The 26,656-nt window shown below is 51.0% G+C and carries 29 protein-coding genes and 1 pseudogene; 18 read left to right on the top strand and 12 right to left on the bottom strand.

Going from position 1 to position 26,656, the window contains the following annotated elements:
• Positions 1 to 13: 13 nt before the first annotated feature.
• Positions 14 to 898: an SDR family oxidoreductase gene (locus tag FHS19_RS29160; RefSeq protein ID WP_183586305.1), complete on the top strand. Its 885-nt coding sequence runs from the start codon at positions 14 to 16 to the stop codon at positions 896 to 898.
• Between the two features lie 217 nt (positions 899 to 1,115).
• Positions 1,116 to 1,631: a DUF4241 domain-containing protein gene (locus FHS19_RS29155; RefSeq protein ID WP_183585855.1), complete on the top strand. Its 516-nt coding sequence runs from the start codon at positions 1,116 to 1,118 to the stop codon at positions 1,629 to 1,631.
• Positions 1,632 to 2,052: 421 nt separating this feature from the next.
• Here FHS19_RS29155 and FHS19_RS29150 read toward each other — a convergent pair whose 3' ends face one another.
• Complete coding sequence (locus FHS19_RS29150) at positions 2,053 to 2,583, bottom strand: GNAT family N-acetyltransferase (protein WP_183585854.1); 531 nt, start codon at positions 2,581 to 2,583, stop codon at positions 2,053 to 2,055.
• Between the two features lie 184 nt (positions 2,584 to 2,767).
• Positions 2,768 to 3,259 (bottom strand): DUF1036 domain-containing protein, encoded by a 492-nt coding sequence (locus FHS19_RS29145; RefSeq protein ID WP_183585852.1) that lies wholly within the window; start codon positions 3,257 to 3,259, stop codon positions 2,768 to 2,770.
• Between the two features lie 453 nt (positions 3,260 to 3,712).
• On the opposite strand from FHS19_RS29145, the gene FHS19_RS29140 reads away from it, so the two are divergent.
• A complete protein-coding gene (locus FHS19_RS29140; RefSeq protein WP_183585850.1) occupies positions 3,713 to 4,843 on the top strand; it encodes a beta-ketoacyl-ACP synthase III in 1,131 nt (376 codons plus the stop codon).
• A gap of 229 nt (positions 4,844 to 5,072) precedes the next feature.
• Here the strand turns inward: FHS19_RS29140 and FHS19_RS35800 are convergent, their stop codons facing one another.
• The gene (locus FHS19_RS35800) at positions 5,073 to 5,162 is read right to left on the bottom strand and encodes a putative holin-like toxin (RefSeq protein ID WP_219845448.1); all 90 of its coding nucleotides are present in this window, start codon (positions 5,160 to 5,162) and stop codon (positions 5,073 to 5,075) included.
• A 96-nt stretch (positions 5,163 to 5,258) separates the two neighbouring features.
• Here FHS19_RS35800 and FHS19_RS29135 point away from each other — a divergent pair, with 96 nt between their 5' ends.
• Positions 5,259 to 5,432, top strand: a complete 174-nt coding sequence (locus tag FHS19_RS29135) for a hypothetical protein (RefSeq protein WP_183585848.1) — start codon at positions 5,259 to 5,261, stop codon at positions 5,430 to 5,432.
• Between the two features lie 34 nt (positions 5,433 to 5,466).
• A complete protein-coding gene (locus FHS19_RS29130) occupies positions 5,467 to 6,672 on the top strand; it encodes an alpha/beta fold hydrolase (protein ID WP_204797574.1) in 1,206 nt (401 codons plus the stop codon).
• Between the two features lie 104 nt (positions 6,673 to 6,776).
• Here FHS19_RS29130 and FHS19_RS29125 read toward each other — a convergent pair whose 3' ends face one another.
• Both FHS19_RS29125 and FHS19_RS29120 read right to left on the bottom strand, forming a co-directional pair.
• Positions 6,777 to 7,727 (bottom strand): aldo/keto reductase, encoded by a 951-nt coding sequence (locus tag FHS19_RS29125; protein WP_183585846.1) that lies wholly within the window; start codon positions 7,725 to 7,727, stop codon positions 6,777 to 6,779.
• 107 nt (positions 7,728 to 7,834) lie between these two features.
• On the bottom strand, positions 7,835 to 8,656 hold the full coding sequence (locus FHS19_RS29120) for a helix-turn-helix transcriptional regulator (protein ID WP_183585844.1): 822 nt from the start codon (positions 8,654 to 8,656) through the stop codon (positions 7,835 to 7,837).
• 310 nt (positions 8,657 to 8,966) lie between these two features.
• Here FHS19_RS29120 and FHS19_RS29115 point away from each other — a divergent pair, with 310 nt between their 5' ends.
• A complete protein-coding gene (locus FHS19_RS29115; protein ID WP_221224143.1) occupies positions 8,967 to 9,458 on the top strand; it encodes an EVE domain-containing protein in 492 nt (163 codons plus the stop codon).
• A gap of 93 nt (positions 9,459 to 9,551) precedes the next feature.
• On the opposite strand, the gene FHS19_RS29110 is transcribed toward FHS19_RS29115, so the two are convergent.
• From FHS19_RS29110 to FHS19_RS29100, 3 genes are all read right to left on the bottom strand, one after another.
• Positions 9,552 to 9,998 carry a VOC family protein gene (locus tag FHS19_RS29110; protein WP_183585842.1) on the bottom strand — a complete coding sequence of 149 codons (447 nt, stop codon included), beginning with the start codon at positions 9,996 to 9,998 and terminating at the stop codon, positions 9,552 to 9,554.
• A gap of 22 nt (positions 9,999 to 10,020) precedes the next feature.
• Entirely contained in the window at positions 10,021 to 10,605 is a 585-nt protein-coding gene (locus FHS19_RS29105) for a helix-turn-helix domain-containing protein (RefSeq protein ID WP_183585840.1), read from the bottom strand.
• 191 nt (positions 10,606 to 10,796) lie between these two features.
• On the bottom strand, positions 10,797 to 11,237 hold the full coding sequence (locus FHS19_RS29100) for a GNAT family N-acetyltransferase (RefSeq protein ID WP_183585838.1): 441 nt from the start codon (positions 11,235 to 11,237) through the stop codon (positions 10,797 to 10,799).
• 425 nt (positions 11,238 to 11,662) lie between these two features.
• On the opposite strand from FHS19_RS29100, the gene FHS19_RS29095 reads away from it, so the two are divergent.
• The 11 genes and pseudogenes from FHS19_RS29095 to FHS19_RS29050 all read left to right on the top strand — a co-directional run bounded on the left by FHS19_RS29095 (position 11,663) and on the right by FHS19_RS29050 (position 21,430).
• Positions 11,663 to 12,166: a GNAT family N-acetyltransferase gene (locus FHS19_RS29095; protein WP_183585836.1), complete on the top strand. Its 504-nt coding sequence runs from the start codon at positions 11,663 to 11,665 to the stop codon at positions 12,164 to 12,166.
• Positions 12,167 to 12,359: 193 nt separating this feature from the next.
• Complete coding sequence (locus tag FHS19_RS29090; RefSeq protein ID WP_183585834.1) at positions 12,360 to 12,638, top strand: ArsR/SmtB family transcription factor; 279 nt, start codon at positions 12,360 to 12,362, stop codon at positions 12,636 to 12,638.
• A gap of 93 nt (positions 12,639 to 12,731) precedes the next feature.
• Positions 12,732 to 13,808: an LLM class flavin-dependent oxidoreductase gene (locus FHS19_RS29085; RefSeq protein ID WP_183585832.1), complete on the top strand. Its 1,077-nt coding sequence runs from the start codon at positions 12,732 to 12,734 to the stop codon at positions 13,806 to 13,808.
• 101 nt (positions 13,809 to 13,909) lie between these two features.
• Positions 13,910 to 15,082, top strand: a complete 1,173-nt coding sequence (locus FHS19_RS29080; protein WP_183585830.1) for an MFS transporter — start codon at positions 13,910 to 13,912, stop codon at positions 15,080 to 15,082.
• Positions 15,083 to 15,095: 13 nt separating this feature from the next.
• Positions 15,096 to 15,191, top strand: a pseudogene (locus tag FHS19_RS35105) (immunity protein Imm33 domain-containing protein); the annotation flags it as partial.
• 291 nt (positions 15,192 to 15,482) lie between these two features.
• Positions 15,483 to 16,211 carry a hypothetical protein gene (locus FHS19_RS29075; protein ID WP_183586299.1) on the top strand — a complete coding sequence of 243 codons (729 nt, stop codon included), beginning with the start codon at positions 15,483 to 15,485 and terminating at the stop codon, positions 16,209 to 16,211.
• 10 nt (positions 16,212 to 16,221) lie between these two features.
• Complete coding sequence (locus FHS19_RS29070; protein ID WP_183585828.1) at positions 16,222 to 17,907, top strand: vWA domain-containing protein; 1,686 nt, start codon at positions 16,222 to 16,224, stop codon at positions 17,905 to 17,907.
• Between the two features lie 28 nt (positions 17,908 to 17,935).
• Complete coding sequence (locus FHS19_RS29065; RefSeq protein ID WP_183585826.1) at positions 17,936 to 19,075, top strand: toxic anion resistance protein; 1,140 nt, start codon at positions 17,936 to 17,938, stop codon at positions 19,073 to 19,075.
• 169 nt (positions 19,076 to 19,244) lie between these two features.
• Positions 19,245 to 19,913, top strand: coding sequence for an FMN-dependent NADH-azoreductase (locus FHS19_RS29060; protein ID WP_183585824.1), 669 nt, complete (start codon positions 19,245 to 19,247; stop codon positions 19,911 to 19,913).
• A gap of 80 nt (positions 19,914 to 19,993) precedes the next feature.
• Entirely contained in the window at positions 19,994 to 20,929 is a 936-nt protein-coding gene (locus FHS19_RS29055; protein WP_221224142.1) for a sigma-70 family RNA polymerase sigma factor, read from the top strand.
• A gap of 96 nt (positions 20,930 to 21,025) precedes the next feature.
• Positions 21,026 to 21,430 (top strand): pentapeptide repeat-containing protein, encoded by a 405-nt coding sequence (locus FHS19_RS29050; RefSeq protein ID WP_183585816.1) that lies wholly within the window; start codon positions 21,026 to 21,028, stop codon positions 21,428 to 21,430.
• 52 nt (positions 21,431 to 21,482) lie between these two features.
• On the opposite strand, the gene FHS19_RS29045 is transcribed toward FHS19_RS29050, so the two are convergent.
• Both FHS19_RS29045 and FHS19_RS29040 read right to left on the bottom strand, forming a co-directional pair.
• The gene (locus tag FHS19_RS29045) at positions 21,483 to 22,355 is read right to left on the bottom strand and encodes an SDR family oxidoreductase (protein WP_183585814.1); all 873 of its coding nucleotides are present in this window, start codon (positions 22,353 to 22,355) and stop codon (positions 21,483 to 21,485) included.
• Positions 22,356 to 22,503: 148 nt separating this feature from the next.
• The gene (locus tag FHS19_RS29040; RefSeq protein ID WP_246426883.1) at positions 22,504 to 23,364 is read right to left on the bottom strand and encodes a helix-turn-helix transcriptional regulator; all 861 of its coding nucleotides are present in this window, start codon (positions 23,362 to 23,364) and stop codon (positions 22,504 to 22,506) included.
• Positions 23,365 to 23,589: 225 nt separating this feature from the next.
• On the opposite strand from FHS19_RS29040, the gene FHS19_RS29035 reads away from it, so the two are divergent.
• Positions 23,590 to 24,246, top strand: a complete 657-nt coding sequence (locus FHS19_RS29035; protein WP_183585812.1) for an SDR family NAD(P)-dependent oxidoreductase — start codon at positions 23,590 to 23,592, stop codon at positions 24,244 to 24,246.
• Between the two features lie 107 nt (positions 24,247 to 24,353).
• On the opposite strand, the gene FHS19_RS29030 is transcribed toward FHS19_RS29035, so the two are convergent.
• Together FHS19_RS29030 and FHS19_RS29025 are read right to left on the bottom strand one after the other, a co-directional pair.
• Positions 24,354 to 25,313 carry an aldo/keto reductase gene (locus FHS19_RS29030; RefSeq protein ID WP_183585804.1) on the bottom strand — a complete coding sequence of 320 codons (960 nt, stop codon included), beginning with the start codon at positions 25,311 to 25,313 and terminating at the stop codon, positions 24,354 to 24,356.
• A 41-nt stretch (positions 25,314 to 25,354) separates the two neighbouring features.
• Positions 25,355 to 26,551, bottom strand: coding sequence for an MFS transporter (locus tag FHS19_RS29025; protein ID WP_183586293.1), 1,197 nt, complete (start codon positions 26,549 to 26,551; stop codon positions 25,355 to 25,357).
• Positions 26,552 to 26,656: the final 105 nt, after the last annotated feature.

The raw sequence follows: 26,656 nt of genomic DNA, 5'->3' as shown, positions 1-26,656 counted from the left end.
AAATACACAAAATATGCGCGTCTTTGTAACAGGCGCAACGGGGTTTGTCGGCTCCGCTGTTGTTCGCGAACTCATTGCCGCAGGACATCAAGTCGTCGGGCTCGCCCGCTCGGATAAGTCTGCCGAATCGCTGACGGCTGCCGGGGCTGAAGTGCTCCGTGGTTCCCTGGATGACCTTAACAACCTGCAGGAAGGCGCCGCCGCAGCGGACGGCGTGATTCACCTGGCTTTTAAACACGACTTCGCGGACTTCGCGGCAGCCGCTGAGACGGACAGCAAGGCGATCGAGGTGATCGGGGCGGCGCTCGAGGGTACTGGAAAGCCATTCGTGGCGACCTCGGGAACGCTGATGCTTACGCCGGGGCGGCTCGGAACGGAAGATGACAAGTCGACCCAATCTACGCCGCGCCGCTCCGAGGAGGCTGCGCTCGCGCTGGCTGGACGCGGAGTGAGAGCTTCGGTCGTCCGCCTGTCACCGTCCGTGCATGGCCCGGGCGAGCAGGGCTTTGTTCCGACTCTGATCAGTATCGCGCGTGAAAAAGGTTTTGCGGCTTACGTGGATGAAGGACTCAACCGCTGGCCGGCGGTTCACCAGCTTGATGCGGCGCGCTTGTTCAGACTGGCGTTGGAAAAAGGGGCCGCTGGTGCCGTGTATCACGGAGTCGGCGATGAGGGCGTGCCTTTCCGGGAGATCGCTGAGGTCATCGGCCGGCACCTGAACCTGCCGGTGCGCAGCATTCCCCGCGAGGAGGCGGACGCTTACTTCGGGTGGCTCGCCTTCGCCGCGTCGACCGACAATCTGGCGTCGAGCGCACTGACCCAGGAACGCTTAGGATGGCAGCCCGTGAACCCTGGTCTGATCGCGGATCTGGAACAGGGACACTACTTCAACCGTTAAAATTGATGGATGGGGTGAACGAAGGGTTTTTCTGAAGGTTATCTAATGAAATCGCCTGACGGTAACATTGATGAGTAAAAATGTCTTGGCTTGTGATTCAGTAACTCCTTCATGGAAGTATTGGGCGCAGGCCAAGACTTTTTTGCCTCGATTTAATCTCCTCCCCCACACATGTTACAATAAACCCAAATCATCACAGTTATTGGAGGTATCCTTATTGGTCATTCAACTAGGCAATTTTGAAGTGAATTCCGGTCAATTGGTAGTAGCGGATCCTTGTTATGAATTGGATCGGGATACGATTATTATGGGCGTATTGGAATCCGCCATAACGGGCACGTGGGTGGGAGAAGTAGAGAAAGTGGATGTCCGCGACTGGGGCGAAGCCAACGCCAAGCTGACGGCTTACCACCATTCCGTGTCGGAACAGGCGGCGTCGCTGGAATGGATCAAGTGTTCTTTTGTGGCCGGGGTGGACAGCGGGCAGGCCGGGATTTTTGACATCGTCAAGCACCGGATTCCGGATGCGGATGCCCCTGACGGTAAGCAGGACCAAGATACCGAGTGGTATTTCGCCTGCTGCGATCTCACCGAGAGCGGGGAGGAAGCAGGCGTCCTGGATGGCGGCGTCGTTTCGCGCACAGGCATGGGTGACGGGGCGTATGGGGTATACAAGGCTGTAAATGCCGACAATCAGGTGGTTGCCGTGAAGATTGTGTTTATTAAAAGCTAGTTTGTTTCAGGAGTAGATATAATCATTACGGTGGGTAGACTACGATGCTGTCGGACACCGTTCAGTACAAAGCAGCTCAAGCGATTGTTGACGGCATCAAAGAGTACTTAAGCATTACATAAGGAGAACATCGCAGGGGGAGAGAAACAAAAAAGAACGCTCAAAGAGCGTTCTTTCAGATGAATTAATAAAATTTCCAATGATCATGCCGATGCTTTTTCTTTTTCTTACAAATGACTACAGCTTTTTGACCGGGGTGCAGCTTTACGACGATGACTTTTTCTTTTTTTCGATTACAACACATAAAAATCACCTCCTATATTACAATCTATGATTTCACGGATAGATTTGACTGGACAAACAAGCACAATTTAAAAGGTTATGAGATCAATGAATAGAAAAGCCCCCAGGATGCCGCTGTTTACTGACCTAGTGGTTTTTGCATGAAAATAACAATATCGGAGCGAATGCTTGTCCCATGCTTATCATGGTATTCCCAGCTGATTTCAAATTCACCGTAACCCCAGTCGATATAACCGAGGTGTTCATACAGCCTTTTTGCGTCGGGATTGTCTTTGCTGCTCACTTCCAACCCGATATGGGTGCATCCTCTTTCGTTTGCTAATTTCTCGGCCTCACGAATGATTGCTGTCGCTACGCCTTTTTTACGGTAATCATCTTTAGTGAGCCCTCCCTCAAGAAAGGCACTGTGCGTTATATCGATATATTGGGTTACACGAGGATCCTTAGGACCACTCCATCGCAGTAAGAAGTGTCCAATCGGATGGCCTGTATGCCATGCGATCAGATATACGCCTTCCCCTTTCTTTTGTACTTCGAATCGGCGATACTGGGGTTTCGTCAAATTACCGGGGGAGAACACTTCCTCAAGAAAATCCAATTGGGACTCCTCGGCTGGTTTGACAACGATATCCAACTCGTGTTGACTCATTATTCATCACTCCTACCGGTTCATATGGATACTAATCATTCTGAATACGGGTGGCCTATTCCTTCCTCGTAACTTGATTATGTAAAAGAATCTAAGCAGACTAATGACTATAGCATGATGCGTGAAAAATAGCAAAAGCCGCCGATCCCGGAGAAGAATCATGCGGCCTAGGAATTAAAGGTTACTACCGTTTGCCAAATTTCGGCTTTCTAACCTTGCCCAGTTTGCCCAATTTACCAGGGGTTTTTCTTAAGCTGGCCTTGCCTAATTTAAATTTCCGCGTACCCTTTTTCGCTGCTCTCGTATTTCTTGATTTCGCTGCGCCTGCGGCTTCCACAAGGTTAAGAGTGTAGTTCTGGAAATTGCCGACCATGACCCGATCGAACCCAACTTCTCTACACCCCGTGCCCTGGCATCTTTCGATCCAGCACATGTTGAAAGCCTCAGTAGGAACATACGTGAAGAAATTTCCGCTCCACGTATTGCCGAATTGGTCAAATGCATAGTAATAATACGTTTGATTTACGGAGGATCCCGTTACGAGGAGCATACGTCTTCCAGGGGTAATCCGGTACCAGCCAGCTTTCGAATAAGTGATCGGGCTGCAATCCGGATCATAGTACCCCACCGCGACCCATACGGGGTTCGGTGTACTGTTTCTGACATAAAAACTCATAGCATCCACTCCATCCTTTTCAAAAAGTCGGTCCTGCACTATTAATCTATGTGAGTTTTTTGAAAGGGACATAGACAAACGGAAGATGAAAGAGTCCAAACTGAAGATCAGCTGCATGGGATGGATCGTGGGGGCATATACCCAACTTAATCTTAATCCCGCATCCACCTAACACGTATGAACCATTTGCCAATAAGATATGGTATGCCATTCTTGATTGAGCCTTTCTGTTATCGCCATTTTTCCTTGCGCTGCATTCGAACCGGCTTCCTTCATCCCGTGACTGCAACGGTAAAAGAGTGGATCGCAGAGGCTGCCGCTGCCTTATTAAAGCGGTTTTTTGTTGTTAAAAAACACCTTTAAAGAGTAATTAAATCTACTAATTTTTCATCTACTTTACAATTAGTGGGATTAATATCATAATTAGTAATCATATCTTTAGTGAGGTGTTATATGAAATCTGTTTATATCACGAGCATGGGGAAGTTCCTTCCGGGAGCACCGGTGGGCAATGAGGAAATGGAAGATTACCTTGGTAAAGTTGGAGGCAAATCCTCGAAGACGAAGCGTATCATTTTGGAAAAGAATCAGATCAAGCAGCGCTACTATGCCATGGACAAGGAACAGAAGAGCTTGTATACCAACGCGGAGATGGCGGCCCTGGCCATACGCGAGGCGATGGAGCGCAGCGGCAGCGTACGTCCGGAGGACGTTGAGTTCTTGGCAACCGGTACGACACGAGCGGACCTGCTGCTGCCGGGTTTTGCGAGTATGGTGCACGCCGAGATGAGACTACCGGTTATGGAGATTTCTTCACACTCGGGGTTATGCGCGAGCGGGATGCATGCGCTGAAGAACGCCTTTTTACATATCAAGTCAGGAGAGCACCGGACGGCCATCGCTTGTTCCAGCGAGTTTCTGAGCCGTGAGTTCAAACATACGAAATTCGAGGCGCAGGGCATTTACAGCAACGGGCGGGTACCGTTCGACACGGATTTTCTGCGGTTCATGCTGTCGGACGGAGCAGGAGCGGCCCTGTTGCAAAATGAACCTTCCGCCCAGGGGCTCTCCCTGCGCATCGAGTGGATCGACAATAAGTCGTATGCCAATGAGTACGAGACTTGCATGTATTCCGGCATGAGCAAGGAGGACGGCAACCGATCTTGGCTGGATTATCCCTCCATTCATGAGGCGGCCGATCACGGCGCGCTGAATTTGAAGCAGGACGTCCGGCTGGTCAATGAAATTACGAAGGTCGGGACGCGGCGGTTTTTAGAGCTGGTGGAAGAAGGGCGGATAGACCCGGACGCGGTCGATTGGATGGTGGTCCATTATTCGTCGCATGTGTTCAGGGAAGAGATCTTCCAACTGCTCGAGCAGGGCGGCGTGACGATCCCTGAGGAAAAATGGTTCACAAATCTGTATACCAAAGGAAATACAGCGGCCGCTTCGATCTACATCATGCTGGAGGAGCTGCTGTATTCCGGGCGCCTCTCCGCGGGGCAGCAGATCGTGTGCGTCGTACCGGAAAGCGGCCGTTTTCAGGCATCGACGATGCTGTTGACGGTGGTTGGGGCTTCCTAGGGGCCATTCCCAATGGAGGGGAACTTTTTCATGTGCTGGATTGCCTCTCTGTAAAAATAGAGTATCCAATACGATTTCCATAACTTGTGGTATATCCGGCCTTATGCTAAGATAACAATAAATAAGGGATCGTGCGGCTAACACGATCCCCCGTACAACAGCCGCTGAAAGAGCGGTCGGCTTCGGAGAAACAGTACAGAAATAGACCGTTTACCTTACCTAGGGCGGTCTATTTCTTTTTGTGGAACGAAAGTATTAACACCACCAAAGTCGCGAAGGAAATCATTAGCGTCAATGTTTGGTATACCTCCACAGGCATCACCTCCCTTCCGGGAGATTAGCCGACCGCCCTTAAAGCCGATATGTTGTACAAACCAGATTATACCATAGGGGGACCCTCAGTGGAGGGTCCTTTTTGTATCGTTGCTATGAAAAAGGGTATGCCTATGAAGATGGTTCCGCTGTGGCTGCCGGCCCGGAGGAAGAGGCTCAGCTACCGTGTGAAGGGGCGATACCGGCTTCGCTGGAACCGCCGCTGAACGGCTTGGGCCATCAGATCAAGTTCACCACTAGGCATTTGCCCGCATAACTTAATGGCATGATTAGGTTAAGGAGGATACGCGTTGTACGCCTATTATGGATATCCGGTTGAGGATCCTGTGTCGGTCTGCGCCCGCATTATGGACGGCTGCTCCAAAGAAATCCAGTATATTTCGTTAACCTGTAGATCTAAGGCGGTTCCAGATCGAAGCGATCCTTCTTTAAAAGCCTGGGAGGACGCCTTTCGCGAATTGGAAACGGAGGCGAAGCGATTTCTGGTTTCAGGCTGTCATCCGGCGGCATTGCATCGGCTGCTTCAGCGTAGTCATGATTTGCATACCGAGTTTAATCGGTTTGTTCAGACACAACCCTTACTTAGGTCCATGGACGGATTTCCATGGCAGTCCGATCCGAAGCAAATGTATGATCACAACGGAAAAAAAGTAGACCATGGACGTGTAACCGTTAATGGGGTCCGCCTACACTACGTGACCGCCGGCTCGGGTGAACCTCTGCTGCTCTTGCACGGTGCGCCGAAGACTTCGTTCTACTGGTATAAACTCATCCCCTTTTTGACGGATCGCTATACGGTCATCGCGCCTGATATTCGCGGTTTTGGGGATTCGGGTAAACCCCCGAGCGGCTACAGCATGAATCATATTTCAGAGGATATCGCCCAGCTGATGGAACAATTGGGCTGCAACACGTATTACGTGCACGGTGAGGACTGGGGAGCGGCTTTTTCCTACGCACTGGCGGTCAGATATCCGGATCGGGTGAAAAAGCTATCTTTTTCCGAGATGCTGCTGCCAGGTCTTGGTCTGGAAGATTGGTCCGTTTTAAAGCCAGAAAACGTTTATTCCAATCACTGGTTCTGGCACATTAACTTTTTTGCCGTACCGGATGTGCCTGAATTTTTGATCGCGGGCAAGGAAAGGGAATTTTGGGGACGGTTGATGCGGGATGAATGCCAGGATCCAAGTGCGATTTCGCAGGACCTCCTCGATGAAGTCGTCCGCGGCTCGGCTGCCCCCGGAGGTCTTCGTCCCATTTTCGAAGTGTACCGTCATGATTTTGACAACGTGGATTTCGTGAAAAAGCACATGCAGCGTAAACTGAAGATGCCTGTAATCGCCATAGGAGGCATTCACTTTATGAACGGGGACGTTCATCGCGTAGCCAAACGGGTTGCGGATGACGTAACGGCCGAGTCACTGGACTGCGGACACTGTCTGGCCTTGGAACGGCCGCGAGCGTTGGCTGGATTACTTCGCAGCTTTATGAGATAACATAACACTTTGAAGAGGGTTAAAAAAATATATAAAATCAGGGCACCCCTAACGGGTGCCCTTCATGTATTTCAAAGATCGTATGCCTTCCCGATTCATACGAGTCAGGAATTGTGGAAGCGGCTGCCGAAGGCGACGCCTTTTGGTGAGATTCGTTCGATCTCCGCCAATTCGTCGGCGGTTAGCGTCACCTGCAGCGCGCCAAGGTTCTCCTGCATGCGGTCCAGCCGTTTCGTTCCCGGGATCGGAACGATTTGCTCGCCTTGCGCCAAGAGCCAGGCTAGGCTCAGTTGGGCAGGCGTGCAGCCTTTTTGCGAGGCCATCTTTTCGACCAGGGAGGCAACCTCGACGTTTCTCACGAAATTCTCGCCTTGGAATCTCGGAAAACGGTGCCGGTAATCATCCTTCGGCAAGTCCTCAGGTTTCTTGATCTGACCGGTGAGAAAGCCGCGGCCCAGCGGGCTGTACGGGACGAGGCCGATTCCCAGCTCCCGAAGTACCGGGATAACTTCATCCTCCACTTCCCGGCTCCACAGCGAGTATTCGGTTTCGACCGCGGTAATCGGATAGACCGCATGGGCTCGCCGGATGGTGTCCGCAGGCGCCTCCGATAACCCGATGTACCGGATCTTCCCTTGCTGCACAAGGTCGGCCAGCGTTCCGACCGTTTCTTCGATCGGCGTGTTGGGATCGGGCCGATGCTGGTAATAAAGATCGATATGATCAAGACCCAGGCTGTAAAGACTGGCATCGACCGATTTTTTGATGTAGGAGGGATCGCCTTTCGGACCTTGGCCGTGCGTAATGCCGAATTTGGTGGCGATAATGGCCTCGTCGCGCCGGCCCTTCAGAGCGCGCCCGACAAGCTTCTCATTTTCCCCGAACCGCCGGAACTCCGGATCGCCGTAATAATCGGCCGTATCGAACATCGTCACGCCCAGATCCAGCGCTCCCTGGATCGTGCGGACGGATGCATCATTATTCGGCATCGTCATTGTTCCAAGGCCGATGGCCGATACTTCAAGTTCTTTGCCTAGTTTTCTTTTCTGTACCATAGGGATTCCCTCGCTTCCTGCGTTAGTATCGCTTGAACATGAACTTATTCTAAGCGATCCAACTTGAGGCAACCACACAGCGTTTTTACTAGTAAAAATATTACCCGTCAGTCTTCATGATCCTCTGCTGAAGGTATATAGACGCAAATGTGAAGATCCGGATTGTCGGACAGATTCGCGAGCGGCCGGATGTCATAAGCCACAGGTTCATCAGAAGCGGAGGGCTGCAAAATAACCCTGTCTAATTTCTTGAGCCGAATTTCGTATGGTTTCCACAATTGATGGAATTCCTCGCTGCTTTGCATCAGATGCTGCACCGTCGCCTCAAACCAAGGATCGTCCCGGTGCTTATCGTAATGGGTTCTGAATACGGCGACTCCATAACTCGCGAATTCATCGATGTTCACAATCCGCCGCTGTAATTCCCCATTTTCAAATGCCAACCGAATTAAAGAGCGTTTCTCAGCCGGAACGGAAGCGAAATCGGTTAACAACCTGCGGGCCGCCTCGTTCCAAGCGAGAACCTCGGTTCTATTATTGGTGATATAAGAGGGATAAGCTACTTGATCGATGATCTTCTGCAGCTGCGGATCCACGGCAGCCGGAGGCGCCGAATCCGCATAATTTGGATCGGGCCCATAAGGATTCCACAGCTGAAGCAAGTGGCCTCTCTCGTCCGGTGATAATTGAAGCGCACTGGCGATGCCCTCGATGACTTCCCTGGAGGCGGATAGCTCTCGTCCCTGTTCCAGCCACGTATAATAAGTGGCGCTTACGCCTGCTAGAATGGCTACTTCTTCCCGCCGCAGTCCAGGCGTTTTCCGCGGGCCGCTAGAGAATTTGAGCCCCGCATTTTCTGGCGAGAGGCGTTCCCTCCGCGATTTGAGGAACGCTCCCATCGTTTTGGCTCTGCTGTTAGGAACCGTCATTAATGCCGATCACCACCTGTTGGATTGGGTTTCGTTCAAGTTATCAGCATGATCATTGGGGCTGATTTACGATACAAGTATACCATAGGGTCCTGTGACGTTAGGAAGGGGAATGGGACTGATCAAGTAGTCATCATTCAGGTGTAAGTATTGTTTTGAAAGGAGCCTAACATGAACATCGATTTTTTTGTGAGAGCCTTTTAGAACATATCATGGGTTTGAACCCTGATGCTAAAACACTACTGACATGCAGATGTCAGTAGCGTTTTTATATAGTCATAGGAGATGATGTATTAAGGAGGCACCGATATTGGAAAAGAAAAACGAGACTCAAACCATACCGGTTACCGCAGACCGGCAAAAGAGCCGTTACTGGATTGGCGTTGTATCCGCCTCTCACGTAAAGCGGGGGGTTCAGGGCGGATTTGCCCAGCTCTGTCATGGAAAAGCAGCGCCTTTGCGCCGGATGAGTCCCGGCGATTGGCTCATATACTACTCTCCACGAACCGACATGTCGAAAGGGGAGCCGCTTCAAGCTTTTACCGCTATTGGGCAGGTGACAAGTGACAGGGTCTACGAGTATCCGATGTCCGAATCCTTTGTGCCGTATCGCCGGGATATCCGTTACCTTCCATGCCGTGAAGTGAAGATTGCCCCTTTATTGGACCGGCTTACCTTTACCCGCGGGAAGCGCAGCTGGGGATATGCTTTCCGTTATGGGCAATTTGAGATCGGATTTGAGGATTTTCAGACGATTGCCGGCATCATGTTAGGTGATGTCGAAGATATACTGGAATCCTAAATAAATGATGACGGTAAGCTCTCCTCCCGGGAGCGTCAGCCATAAACGCGAAAAGTCATAACCACAGATATCGTGGCTGTGACTTTTTTATTTTTAAGAGACATGTTCATTTTTGGGCCAAGTGACTTCCAAACACAGATGATTGTTGTCAAAAAACACAAACGACCCCAGTTCGGGAATCTCTGTAATGGAAACATGAGCATGGCTCAAGCGCTCCCGCAAGGCGTGTGCGGCAGTTCCGTCCGGGAGCCGCAAGGCAATATGGGGGACGAAACTCTGCGGATGGGTATCCGAAGCCCCCAGTGTTGTCTTTTCTATGGGGCGTTCAAAAAAATGGAAGCCCCATACGTTGTCGTCGTTGGGTTTAACCAAAATAAGACAATGCCTGCCGCGTCCTTCTTGGGATGGGGCAATGTCACTGGCATGCATCCCCAACACGTCCCGGTAGAAGCGAATCGTCGCGTCCAGATCCGCTGTATTCAAAGCAATGTGATGAATACCATGCCAAGGGATTTGAAATGTTTGTTCTGAGTGAGACATACTATATCAGCTCCTTCTATTTCTAGACGATATATAGAGGCTCAGGAACATATCGAGGTTCGGTAATGATAGGCCTCCGCATCTCCCTCTGCTTGGCTCGTGCGAGAAACGCCGTTGGCGTGCAGCCTGCCCAAGTCTTGAATTCATGGATGACATGAGCTTGATCATGATAGCCAAGATAGGAAGAGACGTCAGCAAGAGAACAGGTAGGCCCTTGTATCCATGAGGTAAGCAGTGCCTCGAAGCGGAGGAGACGTGCGAATACCTTGGGCGATACGCCCATGCACTGCTTAAATCGCCGTTCAAATTGGCGCAATGAAAGATCGCACTCAGCGGCAAGTGTACTCATACGGATTTGACCCTGTGCATTGTAAAGCGGCTCCAGTGCAGATTGCAGAAAAGTCAAATCGGCAGCAGTCCAGCGCGTTCGTGCGGCGTTAAATTGCTGTGAGCTGAGGACTTGCTTGGCATAAGAACTGCGGCGCACCGTTCCTTCCAATGTGAGGGCAAGGCGGAGCCAAACTCCAGCACGTGGGACATAGAGCGGCATCGTCTTCTGATCAAGCAATGACATCTGTTTTTGATAAATGGTATCGGGTATTTCCATCGTGTAACTCACCTCTTCGTGTGTTCTACGAGAACGGGTTTTGGAAAGAGCTTCACACACCATTTATGGAAGTTCTAACGAGATCATAACAGAGAACACCACCCGGAGTATTGTGAAAAATCGACGGTTCGTACTTTCCTTATTTAGTGAATTTATAAAAAAGAAGCTGCGCTAGGCTGCCCCTTCTCCGTTTATAGGTTGAGCTTCTCATTTTGCTTTTGAATAAAATCCATGTATTTGCCATTGATATATACCACTTGCCTCCGCACACCTTCTTGAACACAGCCGAGTTTTTGCATCATCCTCGAAGAACCTTCATTTCCTTCAAGAACGCAATCATTAAATTTATGAAGCCTTCGTTCCAAAAAGGCATACTTTGAGAGGATTTCCATTGCCCGGGTGCCGTAGCCCTTACCACGATGCTCTTTATCGATCACGATGCCGATACTAAACGTTCCATTTCGCTCGTCGATACTGTTTAAATTGATTCCGCCGATAGCACACTCCAGTAGGAGGCGTGCGGGAGTGTCAAAGAGACCTATGTAAGAACTTTCCCAATCTTCAGGCTGGATGGCACGCAATCGAACTTCATCATCCTGCCATAAATCATGGCTGTAATCGATCTCTCGCATGATAACAACCTCCAATGATTAAACATGAATTTAGTTAAAATCCATATCAGCACGGGGTCTCCTCATTCTGGGAATAATGAATGGTTTCAATTTTTTATAATATCAGAGCGTATAAACTCCAGAGCCATGGCTTCCTGATATTGCAAGAAAAATGACCTTTAAACGCGGTCTGTCTTCTTTGAAGATACGTCGATAGACGTTTTTCTTGTGATCGTTATAAAAATAAAAAACCGGCACAAGGAAGCGCCGGTTAACGAAATGCCATATAGACATATTCCTAAAAATGCCATGGATACATATTAGTCTATAAAAAAATTCAATATAAGTCTATTACTTTTTTGGCATAGATTGTATGTTAATAAAGCGACCGCGGCGCATAAACGAAATCATTATTCTTGCCGAAGATAAGGAAGGGAAAATCCTGCATGATTACACTCAGAAAAATCACGCTCGATAACAGACGTGAAATATTTAAACTAGAGGTTTCGGAAGATCAGCGCCGCTTCGTTGCGTCCAATTTGTCCAGCGTGGCTTCTTGTTACGTTCTTACAACCAATGGGGGTCATCCTTTTCCGTTTGCCATTTACGAGGATGAGCAGCCCGTCGGTTTTGTCATGATCACGTATAAAATTACCGGTTACGATACGCCGGCCATTGCGGACGACGGTTACTGCATCCTGCGCTTGATGATGGATCAGCGGCACCAGAACAAGGGCTATGGCCGGGAGGCCATGAAAAAGGTGTTGGAGTTTATCCGCACCTTCCCGGCAGGTCCTGCACAATACTGCTGGATTTCTTACAAGGCCGATAACGAGCCTGCCAAAAAGCTGTATGAAAGCTTCGGCTTCCGTGACAGTGGTGAAGTGATCGGTGACGAGCGAATCACGGTATTGCGGCTCAACTCGCGAGCCTCTATTACTTGCGTCTAGGACTGGGTCGAACACAAAACCAAAACTAAAACTAAAACAAGGCGGCAGCCGGCGCTTGGAGCCGGCTGCCTTTCATTGAACTAGCAGATCATTAGCAGCTGCAAGGTGGAACGCCTTTACTTTCCAAAGGCATCATGCTAAACTGGACTTCGATAGTTATAGAACTGCGGAATAGATGGAGGAGGCGAGTATTATGGGGGATCACCAAACAGATCAGCAGGCCGTTAAGGTATATAAAGCTTTGGGGGAACCAACCCGGCTGAAAATCGCCTTGCTGCTCTCGAAAGAAAGCGACTTATGCTTCACGGCCATCGGTGAAAAGCTTGAGTCGGTTGCGGGTTCGACGCTGTCGCATCATCTGAAGCAGCTGACGGATTCGGGTCTGATTGATTCCCGTAAAAGCGGATCGTATATCCACTATAACGTCAATCGAGAAGTGGCGGAAAAATTTGCGCCTTATTTAATGGCGTAATTTTTTTAACCAACATTTCTATAGTTCTAGAACTGAGGAAATGGAAGTTGTACGAATCATCCTCTATACCCCATGGAAAAGGAGAGTGTACTCATGAGCAACCAAGCCAATACGATGGAGATTGGAATCAGCACGTTTCTTCATGCAGATCCCGAAAAAGGGGGTGTCTCACATGCCGAACGGCTGCGTCAAGCGATCGAAGAGATCCAATTGGCAGATCAAGTTGGCCTTGACGTCTTTGCCATCGGCGAGCATCACCGTATCGACTATACAAGCTCGTCGCCAGCCGTCATATTGGCTGCCGCTGCGGCGACAACGAAGAACATCCGACTCTCGAGCGCGGTAACGGTGTTGTCTTCGGACGATCCGGTACGGGTATATCAGAACTTTGCGACGCTTGACGGACTGTCAAACGGGCGGGCTGAGATCATGGCCGGACGAGGCTCGTTCATCGAATCGTTTCCGCTGTTCGGCTATGACCTGAAGGATTACGAGGAATTGTTTGAAGAGAAGCTGGAACTGCTGCTCAAGATCCGTGCTTCGGAGCGGGTGACATGGCGCGGCGGACATCGTCCTGCGATTGACAATATGGGCATCTATCCTCGTGCTGTGCAGCAGCCTTTACCGGTCTGGGTCGGCACGGGCGGCAGCCCGGATTCGGCCATTCGGGCCGGCTTGCTGGGCCTTCCGATCGTCTTCTCCATCCTTGGCGGACCGCCGCAGCGATTCGCATCCTTGGTGGAGCTCTATAGGGAAGCGGCCGTGAAAGCTGGGCATGATCCAAGCCAGCTGCAGATTGCTACGCACTCGCATGGCTTTATAGCCGATACGACTCAAGAGGCGGCAGAGCGGTATTATCCTGTAATGGCGGCCCAAATGAACCGGATCGGACGGGAACGCGGTTGGTCTCCTTATACACGTGACTCATACGATGCATCCTGCAGCCTGCATGGCGCTCTTTATGTCGGGGACCCTGAATATGTGGCGGAGAAAATCTTACTGCTGCACAAGAACCTGGGCCTGACCCGATTCCTCATGTACGTGGATTTCAGCACGCTCCCTCATCGCGAATTGCTGCGAACGATTGAGCTGCTCGGCACCAAGGTAGCACCGATAGTCCGTCAAGAGCTCAACCGTCAAGCATCAAGCGGTAATAATAGAGTGTATTGACCTGGGCCAGGAGATGCCTATGGATGAAAGTATTATTTTTTTTAACTAGGACTTCCACAGATTTAGAACTGTCAAAATGATGGAATGAGGAGAGATACGATATGAGATGGAAGATTTATATATTGGCGATTGCGAGCTTTTTAGTCGGAACCTCGGAATTTGTGATTTCCGGCATATTGGATATGCTTGCAAAGGACGTGGGCGTGTCGGTAGCTGCGGCCGGCCAGCTGATTACCGTCTACTCGCTTGCCTATGCGATCGGTACTCCGATACTGGTTGCGCTCACGGCCAGAATAGACCGGAAAAAGCTTATGCTGTCGGCTTTGGTTTTGTTTTTCATAGGTAACCTGATCACCATCACATCCACCGGCTACGGCATGCTGATGGGGGCAAGAATCATTTTGGCGATCAGCACCGGGGTATTTATGGTTGTCGCCCTTACCGTTGCGACCAAAATTGCGCATCCCGGTAAGCAGGGCGGTTCGATCGCCACCGTACTCTTGGGCTTTAATCTCGCGCTCATTCTGGGAGTTCCTCTGGGAAGGGTCATTGCGGGCTCGTATGACTGGAAGGTCATTTTCACAGGGATCGGGGTGCTCAGCCTGCTCGCCATGTTGGTTCTTCTGTTGGCGATTCCCAAATCAGAGGGAGAGGCTCCCGTTCCCATTCGGGAACAACTCGCCTTGTTCAAAACGCCTCGGATTTCTGTTGCGCTGTCCATCAGCTTTTTCTGGATATTGGGATATACGATTCTGTATACCTATATCACGCCGTTTCTTCTGACTATTACGGGAATGAGCGAACGGATGGTAAGCATCGGGCTGTTTGCATTTGGACTGGCAAGTCTCCTGGGCTCCCAAGTCGGCGGCTATGGTGCGGATAAATGGGGGATCCCCCGTACGATGGTGGGCGGTCTGATCTTTCACTCCGGCATTTTATTTTTGCTGACGGTGTTTTCCCACTACTCCATGTTTGTGCTCCCATTGCTGATGCTGTGGTCCTTCTTTGCATGGTCGACAGGTCCGGTTCAGCAAGTGTACTTAATCGGTATGGCTCCCCAGGCTTCAGGGATCATTTTAAGCTTGAATAACTCTATTGTGCAGTTGGGGATGGCTGTAGGCGCCGTCATCGGGGGCCTTATTGTGGATAGCATCTCTCTGGCAGCAGCCGGCTGGCTGGGTGGAATAGGGGTCGCCCTTGGGCTCATCCCCGCCGTGTATTCATTGTCAATGCGCCGCCGGTCTGCATTAGAAGAACAAACATTGGAGGGCTAACCGAACGATTCCCTGGAGTCCGGACATTAAAAGGTACCTTGGCTTACCGCCGTGTTGGAGATTTTTAGTGGCCAATGATTACGAGGATGTGTGGTATGACATGCAATTGCAATTAGAAAATAAGTGATGCAGACAGCAATACAGAAAGCGGTAGCTCTATCCGAAATGAAGGCAGCCGGCTTTAAAGCGGCTGTCTTTTTGCGGCTAAGGGGACTTCCATTCGTTCATACTGCCACCTTGCCGAGCATAAGGAAAATTATTAGCCTTTTAGTTGAAGCCAAAACAAAGATCTGCCGTATAAAAAATAAGCCGTTACAAAAAATGACATCCCAAAACGTCATCATGTAGAATATGGTAAAGGATGAAATTAGTGATGAAGGAGGTGCGAACCTAATTGGGAATGAAATACATAAAATTGCTGGGTATCACCCTGGGAGTCATCATCGTGAACATCGTTCTGTTTTCCCCAGGGTTTATCGATCTTAGCATCGGCGCGAGCGCCCTTTCGACGGCATTCGGGATTACCTTCCTTCTGGCGAGTGTTCTGGTCCTCATTTATTCGGTCTACATTGTTAACGCCAAGACTCCGGCCGCCGTGCCGGTCAAACAGATCCAGACGCATGACGACTATGTGAATGCCTTGCAGTACTACAAGAAAGTAAAAGCGTTAGAAGCGGATATATCCTTTGCTTTAAATCAGCTCGACCGCATCGCACGCAAGAAGTACAAATTGGTCGGCGTGTTAACCCAGCGCTTCGATCCGAGCGAGCTTAGCTACAAAAAATTCATGTCGACGGTCCAGGCGGTAGAAAACGTATTTTACCTCAACCTCAAAAGCACCCTGAACCGGCTGGGCGCATTCGACGAATCCGAGTTTAAAAGTCTCAGTGGATCCAAAGCCTCCCAACTACCTCCAGAACTACTCCAAGAAAGAAAGCAGATCTACAACGAGTATTTAACGTTCACCAAGAACTCCCTGGCTACCAACGAAGAGATCCTGCTCAAGCTGGATAAGCTCCTGCTGGAAATATCCCGCCTGGACAGCTTCGAAGCCGGCGACATCGAGAAGATGCCCTGCATGCAGGAAATCGATCTGTTAATTAACCAAACCAAATATTATAAGAATTAGAGGTGTTCATGTGAAGAAGGGCAGGTTTATTCTGACTTCAGTGATCGTGTTGATTTTTGTATTTGCGCTTGTGTACGGGGGAATTACGGTAACCTCAAATCTCGGGAAATCGAAGGACCAGGTGACCGCGGAAGATGCGGCCAAGCGGCTGGATAAACTGTATTCGAAGATTTCACCGTCAACGGCAACGCCTGTAAAAGGACAAATTGACCTGGACCCGGTGGATGTGGCCTCTTCCCTTCCGGATATCAGCAAATTTCCGATTACGGTTCCGAACACCAATGAACAATATGTCGAGATCTTCTCGTCGACCGAGAAGTCGGGAACAGGCGTGGACGGCTGGCTAACGGAGGCGGCGACGGAGTTCAATAAAGCGAACGTGGCTGTAAACGGAACTCCCGTATCGGTTCAGGTTCGCAACATCGCTTCCGGCACGGCGGCGGATTATATCATGTCAGGTAAATACGTACCGGATGGCTTTACGCCTTCCAACGAATTATGGGGAGAGATGGTCAAGTCCAGCGGGGTCAAAACCCAATTGGTGGCGAAGCGCCTCGTGGGCAACGTTCCCGGGATCGTCATCAAGAAGTCCAAATACGATGAACTCGTTGAAAAGTACGGCTCCATTAATGTCAAAACGGTAACGGATGCGATCGCAAGCAATGAGCTTGTCATGGGGTATACGGATCCTTTCGCCAGTTCGACCGGTCTGAATTTTCTGGTGACCTCGCTGAATACGTTCGACAGCTCCAATATTTTAAGCGATAAAGCGGTGCAAGGGTTCGAGAAATTCCAAGCCAACGTACCGTTCATTGCTTCGACGACGATCCAAATGCGGGATGCGGCCACATCGGGCTCCCTCGACGGGTTCATTTTGGAGTACCAGACGTTCGTCAACGCACCTGACTTGAAAAGCGGCTATGTCTTCACTCCTTTTGGCGTGCGTCACGACAGCCCGCTCTACGCGCTTGGCGATTCTTCACCGGAGAAGCTGGCCATTTTGAAGAAGTTCGCAGAATTCGTAACCCAGGATAAGTACGCTAAAACAGCGACAGACAAAGGCTTCAATGGGCTTGAGGATTACAAATCCGAAATGGCCCCGATTGAAGGGGAGCTGCTGACATCCGCCCAGAAGGTATGGAAAGAGAAAAAGAACGGAAGCAAGCCGATCGTGGCCGTATTTGTGGCGGATACGTCAGGCAGCATGGATGGTGAACCGTTGAACCGGCTGAAGGAATCGCTGATCAAGGGCCAAAAATATTTGGGCAAAGACAACAGCATCGGCATGGTTTCTTATTCCGACGACGTGACCATCCAGCTCCCAATCGGAAAATACGACGTCAATCAGCAGTCGATGTTTGTGGGCGCGGTGAACAGCCTTCAGGCCAGCGGCCAGACCGCGACGTTTGACGGCATCGTGGTGGCGCTCAAGATGCTGCAGGACCAGCTTGCGGCCGATCCGAACATGAAGCCCGTTATTTTCGTGCTAAGCGACGGTGAAACGAACAAAGGCAATTCGCTCAGCGACATTAAAGGACTAATCGAGAACTATAAAGTTCCGATTTATACCGTTGGCTATAACGCCAACATTAAGGCTTTGCAAAGCATTTCCAGTATTAACGAAGCCGCCAGCATTAATGCGGATACTGATGATGTCGTGTACAAGATCGGAAACCTGTTCAACGTTCAAATGTAAGGGTTAAGCCAAAGGGGGAGGATGAGATATGGCGTTTACGATGAGTGTTTCAAGTAGGGAGCAGATCCAGGCTGTGATCGAGGAGCAGGTCAAACCGGTACCGGAAGAGGTAGCAAAGCTGAAAGAAATCGCCGATGCCAATGTGGCTTCCATTATGGAGCTGGATGTGGAGTCGCTGGACAAACGCAAGGAGATTTTGCAATCGATCGACAGCTTTGGGCTGGATACGATGAAGCTTTCTTCCGAGAAGAACAACCTGCTGCAGGTGTCCGTCGGCAATCTTTCCAAAGGCGGGGACGAAGGGGGAGCCGTTGCCAAAGGGCTGACGGAGCTGCATACACAGCTGAAGGATTTGGACCCGAGTCTGATCGACTTTGCCAAAAAGGGATTCCTCGGCAAGCTGTTCAACCCGCTTCGGGCATACTTTTTGAAGTTTGAGAAGGCAGACGACGTCATTGCCGACATTGTGGTATCCCTCGATAAAGGGAAAACGACGCTCAAAAACGACAACACGACGCTGGAACTGGAGCAGCAAACGATCCGGGAGCTGACGAAGACGCTGAAGAAGGAAATCCAACTGGGGACGCTGATGGACGAATCGATCGAGGCGCAGATTGAAGCGGCCAAGCAAAGGGGAGAGGATCCGGAAAAAGTCCGTTTTATTACGGAGGAGGTCCTCTTTCCGATGCGGCAGCGCGTGATGGATCTCCAGCAGATGCTGGTGGTCAACCAACAGGGCATCATGGCCTACGAAGTGGTCATCCGCAACAACCGGGAACTGATCCGGGGCGTGGACCGTGCCCAAACCGTCACGATCTCGGCGCTGAAAATCGCGGTGACCGTGGCCAGTGCACTGTACAATCAAGGCATTGTGCTGAAGAAGATCGAGCTTCTGAATCAAACGACGAACAATATCATTGCCGGCACCTCCAGGATGCTGAAGGATCAAGGCGTAGCGATCCAGAAGCAGGCGATCGAAACAAGCGTATCCGTCGATACGCTCAAGCAGGCTTTCTCCGATGCGATTTCTGCTTTTGAAGCGATCAGCTCTTACAAGCAGGCGGCGCTCCCCAAAATGCGGGAAACGATCAATCAGTTCCGGGCCTTGTCCGATGACGGGGAGAAGCATATTCAGCGGCTGGAAAAGGGGAAAGCGCTGGGGCTGTAACCGGTATTCATTCAAGGAAACCTTCATGGAAACTCTATATTGAAAGTGCGAAGACAGCCGGTTTTGTGACCGGCTGCCTTTTTTTTTGAATAATTTCTCGAGTATGTCACAAAATCAAAATGTGAATTGTCTTTAGGGGTGTCGAAACCAGGAGGGAGAGATAGAATTTATGGAAAAGCTGCTTGTCATCAATGCGCATCCGAAAGTGGAAGACGATTCATCCGTAAGCTTGACCGTGCTCCGGCACTTTTTAGAGGCTTACCGAAACCTAAATCCGGAGGGGCCTATCGAACAAATTGATCTTTATTTGGAAGACGTGCCTTGCATCGACCGATTATTTTTAAGCGCACAGGAAAAAATACAAAAAAATGAGCGTTTAACGGAAGAAGAACAGCAGCTCACTTCCCGGATGTCGGATATTCTTCGGCAGTTCAAGAGCGCCAAAAGGTATGTCATCGCCATGCCGCTGCATAACTTTAATATTCCTTCGAAGCTCAAGGACTATATGGATAACATTCTGATCGCCAAAGAGACCTTCGCCTATACGGACAAGGGATCGGTCGGACTGCTGACCGACGGTCGGAACGTTGTCGTCATTCAGGCAAGCGACGGGATTTATACGAACCAGGATTGGTACACGGAAGTCGAGTACTCCCATCGTTATTTGAAGTCGATGTTTAACTTTATGGGCGTCGACTATCAAATCATCCGGGCACAGGGCAATCATTCCTTGAAGAGGGATGAAGTGCTGGCCAAGGCATTTCAAGAAGCCGAATCTGCGGCTGCTTCTTTGGCACATCAGGGGATGCAAGTAACCCATCAGGCAGGGAACAAGTAGGTCTTCGTGAGGGTGTCAGCCCCGGATTCATGTAGGTTATGTTACAATAAGTGGAAAAGGGCAGGGACGGAGATGGGCAGATGACAATAGATACCTCCAGTTTATATGTAGAATATAAGCCGCTGCTGAGCAGCATCGCCTACCGAATGCTGGGGTCACTCACGGACGCCGAGGACATTGTGCAGGACATTTTTGCTGAGCTGGAAACGATGCAGACTGAGCATATTTTAAACATGAATGCCTATTTGCTTAAAATGGTTACCAACCGGAGCATCAACGTGTTGAAGTCGGCCCGCAAAACACGCGAAGTGTATACCGGCCCGTGGCTGCCGGAGCCGGAGACGGCTGATGCGAGCGGGACACCTGAAACGGCAGCGATCCAAGCCGAATCGGTATCCTACGCGCTCCTCGTCCTTCTGGAGCAGCTGTCGCCGGTGGAGAGGGCCGTCTTCATTCTCCGGGAAACGCTCGATTACGATTACCGGGACATCGCCGAGCTGCTGGACAAAAGCGATGCGAACTGCCGGAAGCTGTACAGCCGGGCGAAGCAGAAGATCAGCACCGCGCCGATTCCAGGGCGGGAGGAGAGAGCGGCCGCCGAGCAGCCGATTGCAGTGCCTGTAGAAAGCACTCGCGTCACTTCCGACCAGGCCAAGCATGCGGAGCTGCTATCCCGCGTCTTTATGGCAGCGGCGAATTCCGGCGATTTCAAGGAATTTGTCGACATGCTTGCGGATGATGCCCGATTGTACACGGATGGCGGCGGCAAGGTTCGCTCGGCAATCTTCCCGATTATCGGCAGCCATCGCATTCTGGCCTTCCTTCAAGGGATTGCCCCGGGAAATATCAAGCCCGAGAATCAGCTGCTGATCGACGTCAACGGGCAGCCCGGCCTGCGGTTGAACCGAGGCGACGAGCTCTTTGCGGTGCTGTCCTTCCAGTTTGACAGCGAGTCGCGGCCCGTCCGTATGTTTATGGTCACGAATCCGGATAAATTGCAGCATGTGACCTCGTGACGGCGTTTTTTATGGCAGACATAAGAAGGGTTTCGGAAACAACGTGTAGAATATCCCGAATGGTTAAAAATTCCAATCGGGAAAGAGGTATGCATTTTGAAATGGGATCAACAAAATTTGAGCCATTCAAGCTTCAATTGCTGCGACCTCAGTGGAACGGAAATTCAATGCTGCAATGGCAGCGGCATCAGTATGAACGATGTGAATTTGACGGGAATGCATATTTCCGATGCGAATTTGAGCGAACTTGCCATTGACGGTGCTCAATGGGGAGGCGCGCATTTTCAATCCATCGGATACGGAGATCCAAGCCGGCCTGATGCGGAACACAACACGGAAGGCGTTCGTTTCTCAGACTGCAGCTTCCAGAACGGGCGGATCACCGACTGTGATTTAACGAACGCCAATTTTCAAAACTGCGACATATCGGGATTGGTCATCAATGGGATCAACATCGAAGAATTAATCCAAAAGCATGTTCCTATGGAACAAAGAGAGTAGGATACAGATAAAGCCATGAAAGCCACCCCAGAGTCTGGAGTGGCTTTCATGGTTATGCCCGCCGTACCACATCATCCGCATCCGTGGAATAAGCGAGTTCTTTCTGCGCGTCAAGCGCGGCCAATCTGTCCAGCAAAGCTTCCCGGATTTGCTCATAGGCATCGCTGCCCAATGCCATCCGGATCGGACCTTCTCCTTGATCGATGCGGTGGATGATCTGCTGCGCCATTTTATCCGGATCGCCGACAACCATTTGATTAAACATGCTCATATCGATGCCCGGCAGTTCCCCTTTCATCAGGCTGACGAATTGGCCTGCCTCCTTGTCCCGATATGCGTCCATCCGTTCTCCGAATACCGCATTGCTCGTAATGAAATTCGTACGGATTCCGCCCGGCTCCACGATAGTCGTCTTAATATTGAACGGCGCGGCTTCCTTGGCCAGCGCTTCAAAAGCGCCCTCGACCGCCCATTTGGAAGAACAATACAGCCCCATTCCCGGCGTGGAATAATGACCCGCCATGCTCGATATCTGCACGATGTGCCCGCTGCCCTGTTTGCGGAAAAAAGGCAGGACGGCACGGGTTGCGCGCAGTGATCCAAGGACGTTGGTCTTGAACAGATGCTCGATCTGCCCGTCGCTTGCTTCCTCCACTGCACCGTACAATCCATAGGCTGCGTTATTGACAAACACATCGATCGTGCCGAGTTCCTCCCATGCCCGTTCGATCACCTCAACAATTTGCTGCGGGTTCGTCAGATCCAAATGAGCCTGCCATAATCGGGAACCATATTGAGCTTTCAGATCGTCCAGCACGCCCGGCTTGCGCACCGTTACGGCTACACGGTCGCCTCTTTCAAGCAACCGGCGGGTGATGCGCGAAGCCAAGCCTCCTGACGCTCCTGTAATAAACCATGTTTGCATGCTAAATGCCCTCCAATCGCTGTATTCCTCTGTATCATACGAGCAGCGGAAGGGCACTAGCCACAGCATGTTTATACTATTAACGGGAGTAACAGTCTACGATCATAAGCCAATGTCCACCTGCAGTCCAGGCGAGATAGGTTCTGCTCTATTGAGGCAGCCGATCTTGTTCCAGCAGAGACATTAACCTCTCCTCCGTGCCTGAACCGGGTACCGGTACGAAGAAACACCAGTGCAGGTCCGGGTCGCCGTCAATGACGGCCGCCGAATGGAGCATAAACTCCATCTCCTGACCGTCCGGAAGGCGGAACAAGGCGGTGGTTACACGCTTTTGCTTGATTTCGTAGAGGTTCCAGTAGTACTCGAATTCCTCACTTTCCCGTCTCAAGCGTTCGAACCGTTCCATGTACAACGGGTTGTCTTGGCTGCGATCAAAGCCTGCCCGCAGCACCGCCGCCGAGTAGCGGGCGAAGCTTTCCCAGTTCACAAGCCGTTTACGGTAATCCTCCTTGAAAAATATAATGTTCAGCATATATCTTTCATTCTCCGGCATACGGCCGAACTCGGCGATGATCAGTTCTGCGGCGCGGTTCCAGGCGATCACATCCGTGCCCGCATCCGTGATGAACGAAGGGTACCACAGTTGATCGACGATTTGCTGCAGCACGCCGGAATCCGGTTCCTCGCTGTTCGGAACGGCGCCGGCGTTTGCCGGGTCCACATGGGCCAAATCGAACAGATGCTTCTGCTCGTCTTCGTCGAGCTGCAGCGCATGGCTGATATTTAACAGCACTTCCGGCGAAGGATTAGCTTCTCTGCCTTGCTCCAGCCAGGTGTAGTAAGTCACGCTCATATTGGCAAGATACGAGACCTCTTCCCGCCGAAGCCCTGGGGTACGCCTTCTTCCGGGCAGCGGCTGTATCCCCGCTTCAGAAGGCTGCAGCCGTTCCCTGCGCGATTTGATGAAATCGCCCAATGGAGATGAAGAACGATTTGTTTTCATTTTCATGTACGTCACCATCCTTGCGTTTCCAAGTAGGCCGACAACAGCCATTTAGAACATTGTAATCCTTCCAACCTGCTGATTTCCATTTTCCTATTCTGAATGATTCAACTGCATTGCAACAACGGAAGTAAAGTGTTTGACGAAGAACCTTTATATTTATATTATTAGAAATATAGAAATATAAAAGATCACGAATGAAGCCAATATCTGAAAGAAGGTGTGATAAGGATGAGTCATAAACCTCTGTTGGTTATTGTAGGGGCCGGTTCGGGCGTAAGTGCGGGTATAGCCCGCAAATTCGGGAGCAATGGCTTCCGGGTGGTTCTTCTATCGAGAACCGAGACTTCGCTGCAGTGCAGCTTGGAGGATCTTCGTCAGGTACATATCGAATCGTATGGAATAACTGCAGATGCTTCAGATCCGGATTCCATCAAAGCAGCCTTTACACAGATCGAAAACTTATATGGAATCACCGATGTTTTGGTATATAATGCGGCGCACATTGCGCCAGGAGATGCTCTTTCGTTAACGGAACAGCAGCTGATCGATGACTTGAAAGTAAATACGGTCGGCGCGTTGACCAGCGCGCAGCAAGTCATTCCGGACATGGTCGAACGGAAACAGGGGACGCTCTTTTTCACAGGGGGCGGTATTGCGTTGAACCCGAATCCACGGTATGCTTCTTTATCCATCGGCAAAGCCGCGGTCCGCTCACTTGCGCTTTCCCTGGCCGAGACGCTGGAGCCCCATGGAATTTATGTGGGCCAGGTTCTAATCGCCGATCATGTTCAGCAAGGGACTTATTACGATCCGGACCGGATCGCCGAAGTGTATTGGGAATTGTATAGCAATAGAGACCGGAAGGAATATTTATTTAAGGAATAATCATAGGCGCTTATTCATGGGCAAGGATCGGTTCATAAAAAGGACAGCTGCAGAGCGCTCGCAGCTGTCCTTTATTTCAACTCAATAGTGGTAAGTATAGACCATGCTTAGATCATGCTCTTTTCCCATGCACCCCGAATTTCCACGCCGGTTGACTTGGCGGCCCGTTCCAGTTCTTCGATTTCAGCATCTGATAATTGGACGTCCATAGCCGACACGGCGCTGGCGATATGGGACGGTTTCGTCACGCCGATAATCGGCACCGTTCCTTTGGCAATCGCCCAGGCAATGGCGATTTCAGCAGGTTCGACATAGTGACGGAGGCTGATTTCTCTCATTACCCCGATCAGATCTTCCAGCTCGGCAAGTACCTTCTCATCAAAGGCGTCTCCTCGGCGGGTCCCTGCTTTAAAAGGATGCTTTGTATTATATTTCCCGGTTAACGCCCCTTGCTCCAGCACCATATAGGAGAAAAAGATCAAGTCATTGGCGTTGCAATACTCAATAATGCCGGCTTCTTCCGAGGAACGGTAGAGCAGACTGTAATGGTTTTGAACGGCAGAGAGCTGAAGCCCCTCTTGAGCCAAAATGTCCGCGGCGAGCTTGATCTCCTCCAAATTATGATTGGAGACCCCGGCGTATTTAACTTTTCCGGTCTTCATCAACGGGATCAGCTTAGGGGTCCACCGCTGGACGTCTTTCGGATTGTGGATCCAGTAAATGTCGGCATGATCCCTTTCAAGCCGCTGGAGGCTTCCTGCGAGGAATTCTTCAACAGCCTCGTCCGTCTGTCCGGCGCGGGGCGTGAATTTCGTTGAGATCAAGACGTCGTCTCTCCCGCGGATGAACTGACCCAGAATCGTCTCCGAAGCGCCCATGCCGTACACTGCGGCCGTGTCCCAAAGATTTAATCCGGCATCCATCGCCGCATCAAATACAGGCTTCAAATCCTTGTCTGTCAGGTCATTTCCAAATACCGCATCCCCTCCGTTGGCGCCGTTCCCCCAGGACCAGGTGCCGAGAGCTACAGCCGGGATTGTTGTGTTTTTTAGTTGAAAAGTTTTCATGGTATATTTCTCCTTTAACAATGGGATAGGATAAAAGCCGATTATTTTTTTCCGGGGAAGCCGTGCCGCTTCGCACTCCACGTGATGATCCAAGCGATCAGCAGCAGAATCAGCAGCACGGCCGGAAACGACTGGACGCCGACGAGCTCCAGTAAGGCCCCGCCAACGATGCCCCCGCCGGCGATGGCCAGATTCCATACGGTCGTATTGATGGGCATCACGATGTCCACGCCTTCTTCACCGCTTGCATTCGCTTGGGCGGTTTGCAGCAGCGTAGCTGCTCCGCCGAAGGTAAGCCCCCACAACGCGACGGCGGCATAGACGACCGGTATCGATGTACCGCCAACCCATAATGCAGCCGAAACCAGCGCAAAACCGAGCAGACTGAGCAGTGTCAACAGGCGCAGCTTGCGGTCGATGAGCAAACCGACAATCCAGATGGAGACGATCGCCGCGAGACCAAAGACCAGAAGGACCAGATCAACGCGGCTGCCCAGCCCGGAACGCTCGAGAAACGGCGCGATATACGTATATAGGATATTATGGGCCAACATCCAGGTGAGTACTACCATAAGAATGGGCCGAATGCCGGGCAATACAAACACTTGACTGATCGTCATGCGCTCGTCTGCCGGCTGCCCGGGATAATCCGGTACCTTCCACAGCACCCAGACCATGAGCACAAGGGTCAGAAGGGACATCAGACCAAATACGGCGCGCCAGCCGATCAGGTCGCCGAGCAAGGTTCCGGCCGGTACGCCGAAGGTAAGGGCAATCGGCGTTCCTACCATGGCGACTGCCAAGGCACGGCCTTTTAAGGCATCCGGTACCATCCGCCGCGCGTACCCGGCGATCATGCCCCACGCCGCACCGGCAGCCACACCGGCAAAAAAACGGGCTGTAAGCGTTAGAGCATAGCTGCTCGATAAAGCTGTAATGGTGTTGAACACCAAAAATCCGGCAATAATGACGAGCAGCAGCGGACGCCGCCTCATTCCGGCGGTAAACATGGCAAACGGAATGGCCGCCGCAAGCGAGCCGATGGCATACAGAGTGACGAGTTGACCAGCCATCCCTTTGGAAATATCCAGCCCTGCCACGATGTGCGGCAGCAGCCCGGCCGGAATGGTTTCCGTGAGAATACAAATCAATCCGGTCATAGCAAGCGCCAGCAGCGCTAGCCAGGGAAGCCTGGCTGGGACGGATGCCGGCTGGACCACTTCCGTGGAAGATGACATATGGGACAAGTGAGTGACCTCCTATTGGTAACACAACTTATGGATCGATTATTCCATATATTAAATTCAGTCCATCTGACTTGTCAAGGACTTCTGGATCGATTA

The organism is Paenibacillus rhizosphaerae, assembly GCF_014192015.1.
GTDB classification, from domain to species: domain Bacteria; phylum Bacillota; class Bacilli; order Paenibacillales; family Paenibacillaceae; genus Paenibacillus_AQ; species Paenibacillus_AQ rhizosphaerae.
The sequence above is the reverse complement of the archived record's forward strand: the minus strand, read 5'-3'. Positions and strand labels throughout refer to the sequence as shown.

Coding starts and splice junctions, on each gene's coding strand:
- FHS19_RS29125 (WP_183585846.1), bottom strand. CDS start 7,727: ATGGTACAGAAAAGAAAACTAGGCAAAGAACTTGAAGTATCGGCCATC.
- FHS19_RS29055 (WP_221224142.1), top strand. CDS start 19,994: ATGACAATAGATACCTCCAGTTTATATGTAGAATATAAGCCGCTGCTG.
- FHS19_RS29090 (WP_183585834.1), top strand. CDS start 12,360: ATGGGGGATCACCAAACAGATCAGCAGGCCGTTAAGGTATATAAAGCT.
- FHS19_RS29025 (WP_183586293.1), bottom strand. CDS start 26,551: ATGTCATCTTCCACGGAAGTGGTCCAGCCGGCATCCGTCCCAGCCAGG.
- FHS19_RS29140 (WP_183585850.1), top strand. CDS start 3,713: ATGAAATCTGTTTATATCACGAGCATGGGGAAGTTCCTTCCGGGAGCA.
- FHS19_RS29085 (WP_183585832.1), top strand. CDS start 12,732: ATGAGCAACCAAGCCAATACGATGGAGATTGGAATCAGCACGTTTCTT.
- FHS19_RS29150 (WP_183585854.1), bottom strand. CDS start 2,583: ATGAGTCAACACGAGTTGGATATCGTTGTCAAACCAGCCGAGGAGTCC.
- FHS19_RS29045 (WP_183585814.1), bottom strand. CDS start 22,355: ATGCAAACATGGTTTATTACAGGAGCGTCAGGAGGCTTGGCTTCGCGC.
- FHS19_RS29035 (WP_183585812.1), top strand. CDS start 23,590: ATGAGTCATAAACCTCTGTTGGTTATTGTAGGGGCCGGTTCGGGCGTA.
- FHS19_RS29110 (WP_183585842.1), bottom strand. CDS start 9,998: ATGTCTCACTCAGAACAAACATTTCAAATCCCTTGGCATGGTATTCAT.
- FHS19_RS29060 (WP_183585824.1), top strand. CDS start 19,245: ATGGAAAAGCTGCTTGTCATCAATGCGCATCCGAAAGTGGAAGACGAT.
- FHS19_RS29100 (WP_183585838.1), bottom strand. CDS start 11,237: ATGCGAGAGATCGATTACAGCCATGATTTATGGCAGGATGATGAAGTT.
- FHS19_RS29040 (WP_246426883.1), bottom strand. CDS start 23,364: ATGAAAATGAAAACAAATCGTTCTTCATCTCCATTGGGCGATTTCATC.
- FHS19_RS29075 (WP_183586299.1), top strand. CDS start 15,483: ATGAAATACATAAAATTGCTGGGTATCACCCTGGGAGTCATCATCGTG.
- FHS19_RS29160 (WP_183586305.1), top strand. CDS start 14: ATGCGCGTCTTTGTAACAGGCGCAACGGGGTTTGTCGGCTCCGCTGTT.
- FHS19_RS29120 (WP_183585844.1), bottom strand. CDS start 8,656: ATGACGGTTCCTAACAGCAGAGCCAAAACGATGGGAGCGTTCCTCAAA.
- FHS19_RS35800 (WP_219845448.1), bottom strand. CDS start 5,162: ATGCCTGTGGAGGTATACCAAACATTGACGCTAATGATTTCCTTCGCG.
- FHS19_RS29065 (WP_183585826.1), top strand. CDS start 17,936: ATGGCGTTTACGATGAGTGTTTCAAGTAGGGAGCAGATCCAGGCTGTG.
- FHS19_RS29105 (WP_183585840.1), bottom strand. CDS start 10,605: ATGGAAATACCCGATACCATTTATCAAAAACAGATGTCATTGCTTGAT.
- FHS19_RS29030 (WP_183585804.1), bottom strand. CDS start 25,313: ATGAAAACTTTTCAACTAAAAAACACAACAATCCCGGCTGTAGCTCTC.
- FHS19_RS29080 (WP_183585830.1), top strand. CDS start 13,910: ATGAGATGGAAGATTTATATATTGGCGATTGCGAGCTTTTTAGTCGGA.
- FHS19_RS29095 (WP_183585836.1), top strand. CDS start 11,663: ATGATTACACTCAGAAAAATCACGCTCGATAACAGACGTGAAATATTT.
- FHS19_RS29145 (WP_183585852.1), bottom strand. CDS start 3,259: ATGAGTTTTTATGTCAGAAACAGTACACCGAACCCCGTATGGGTCGCG.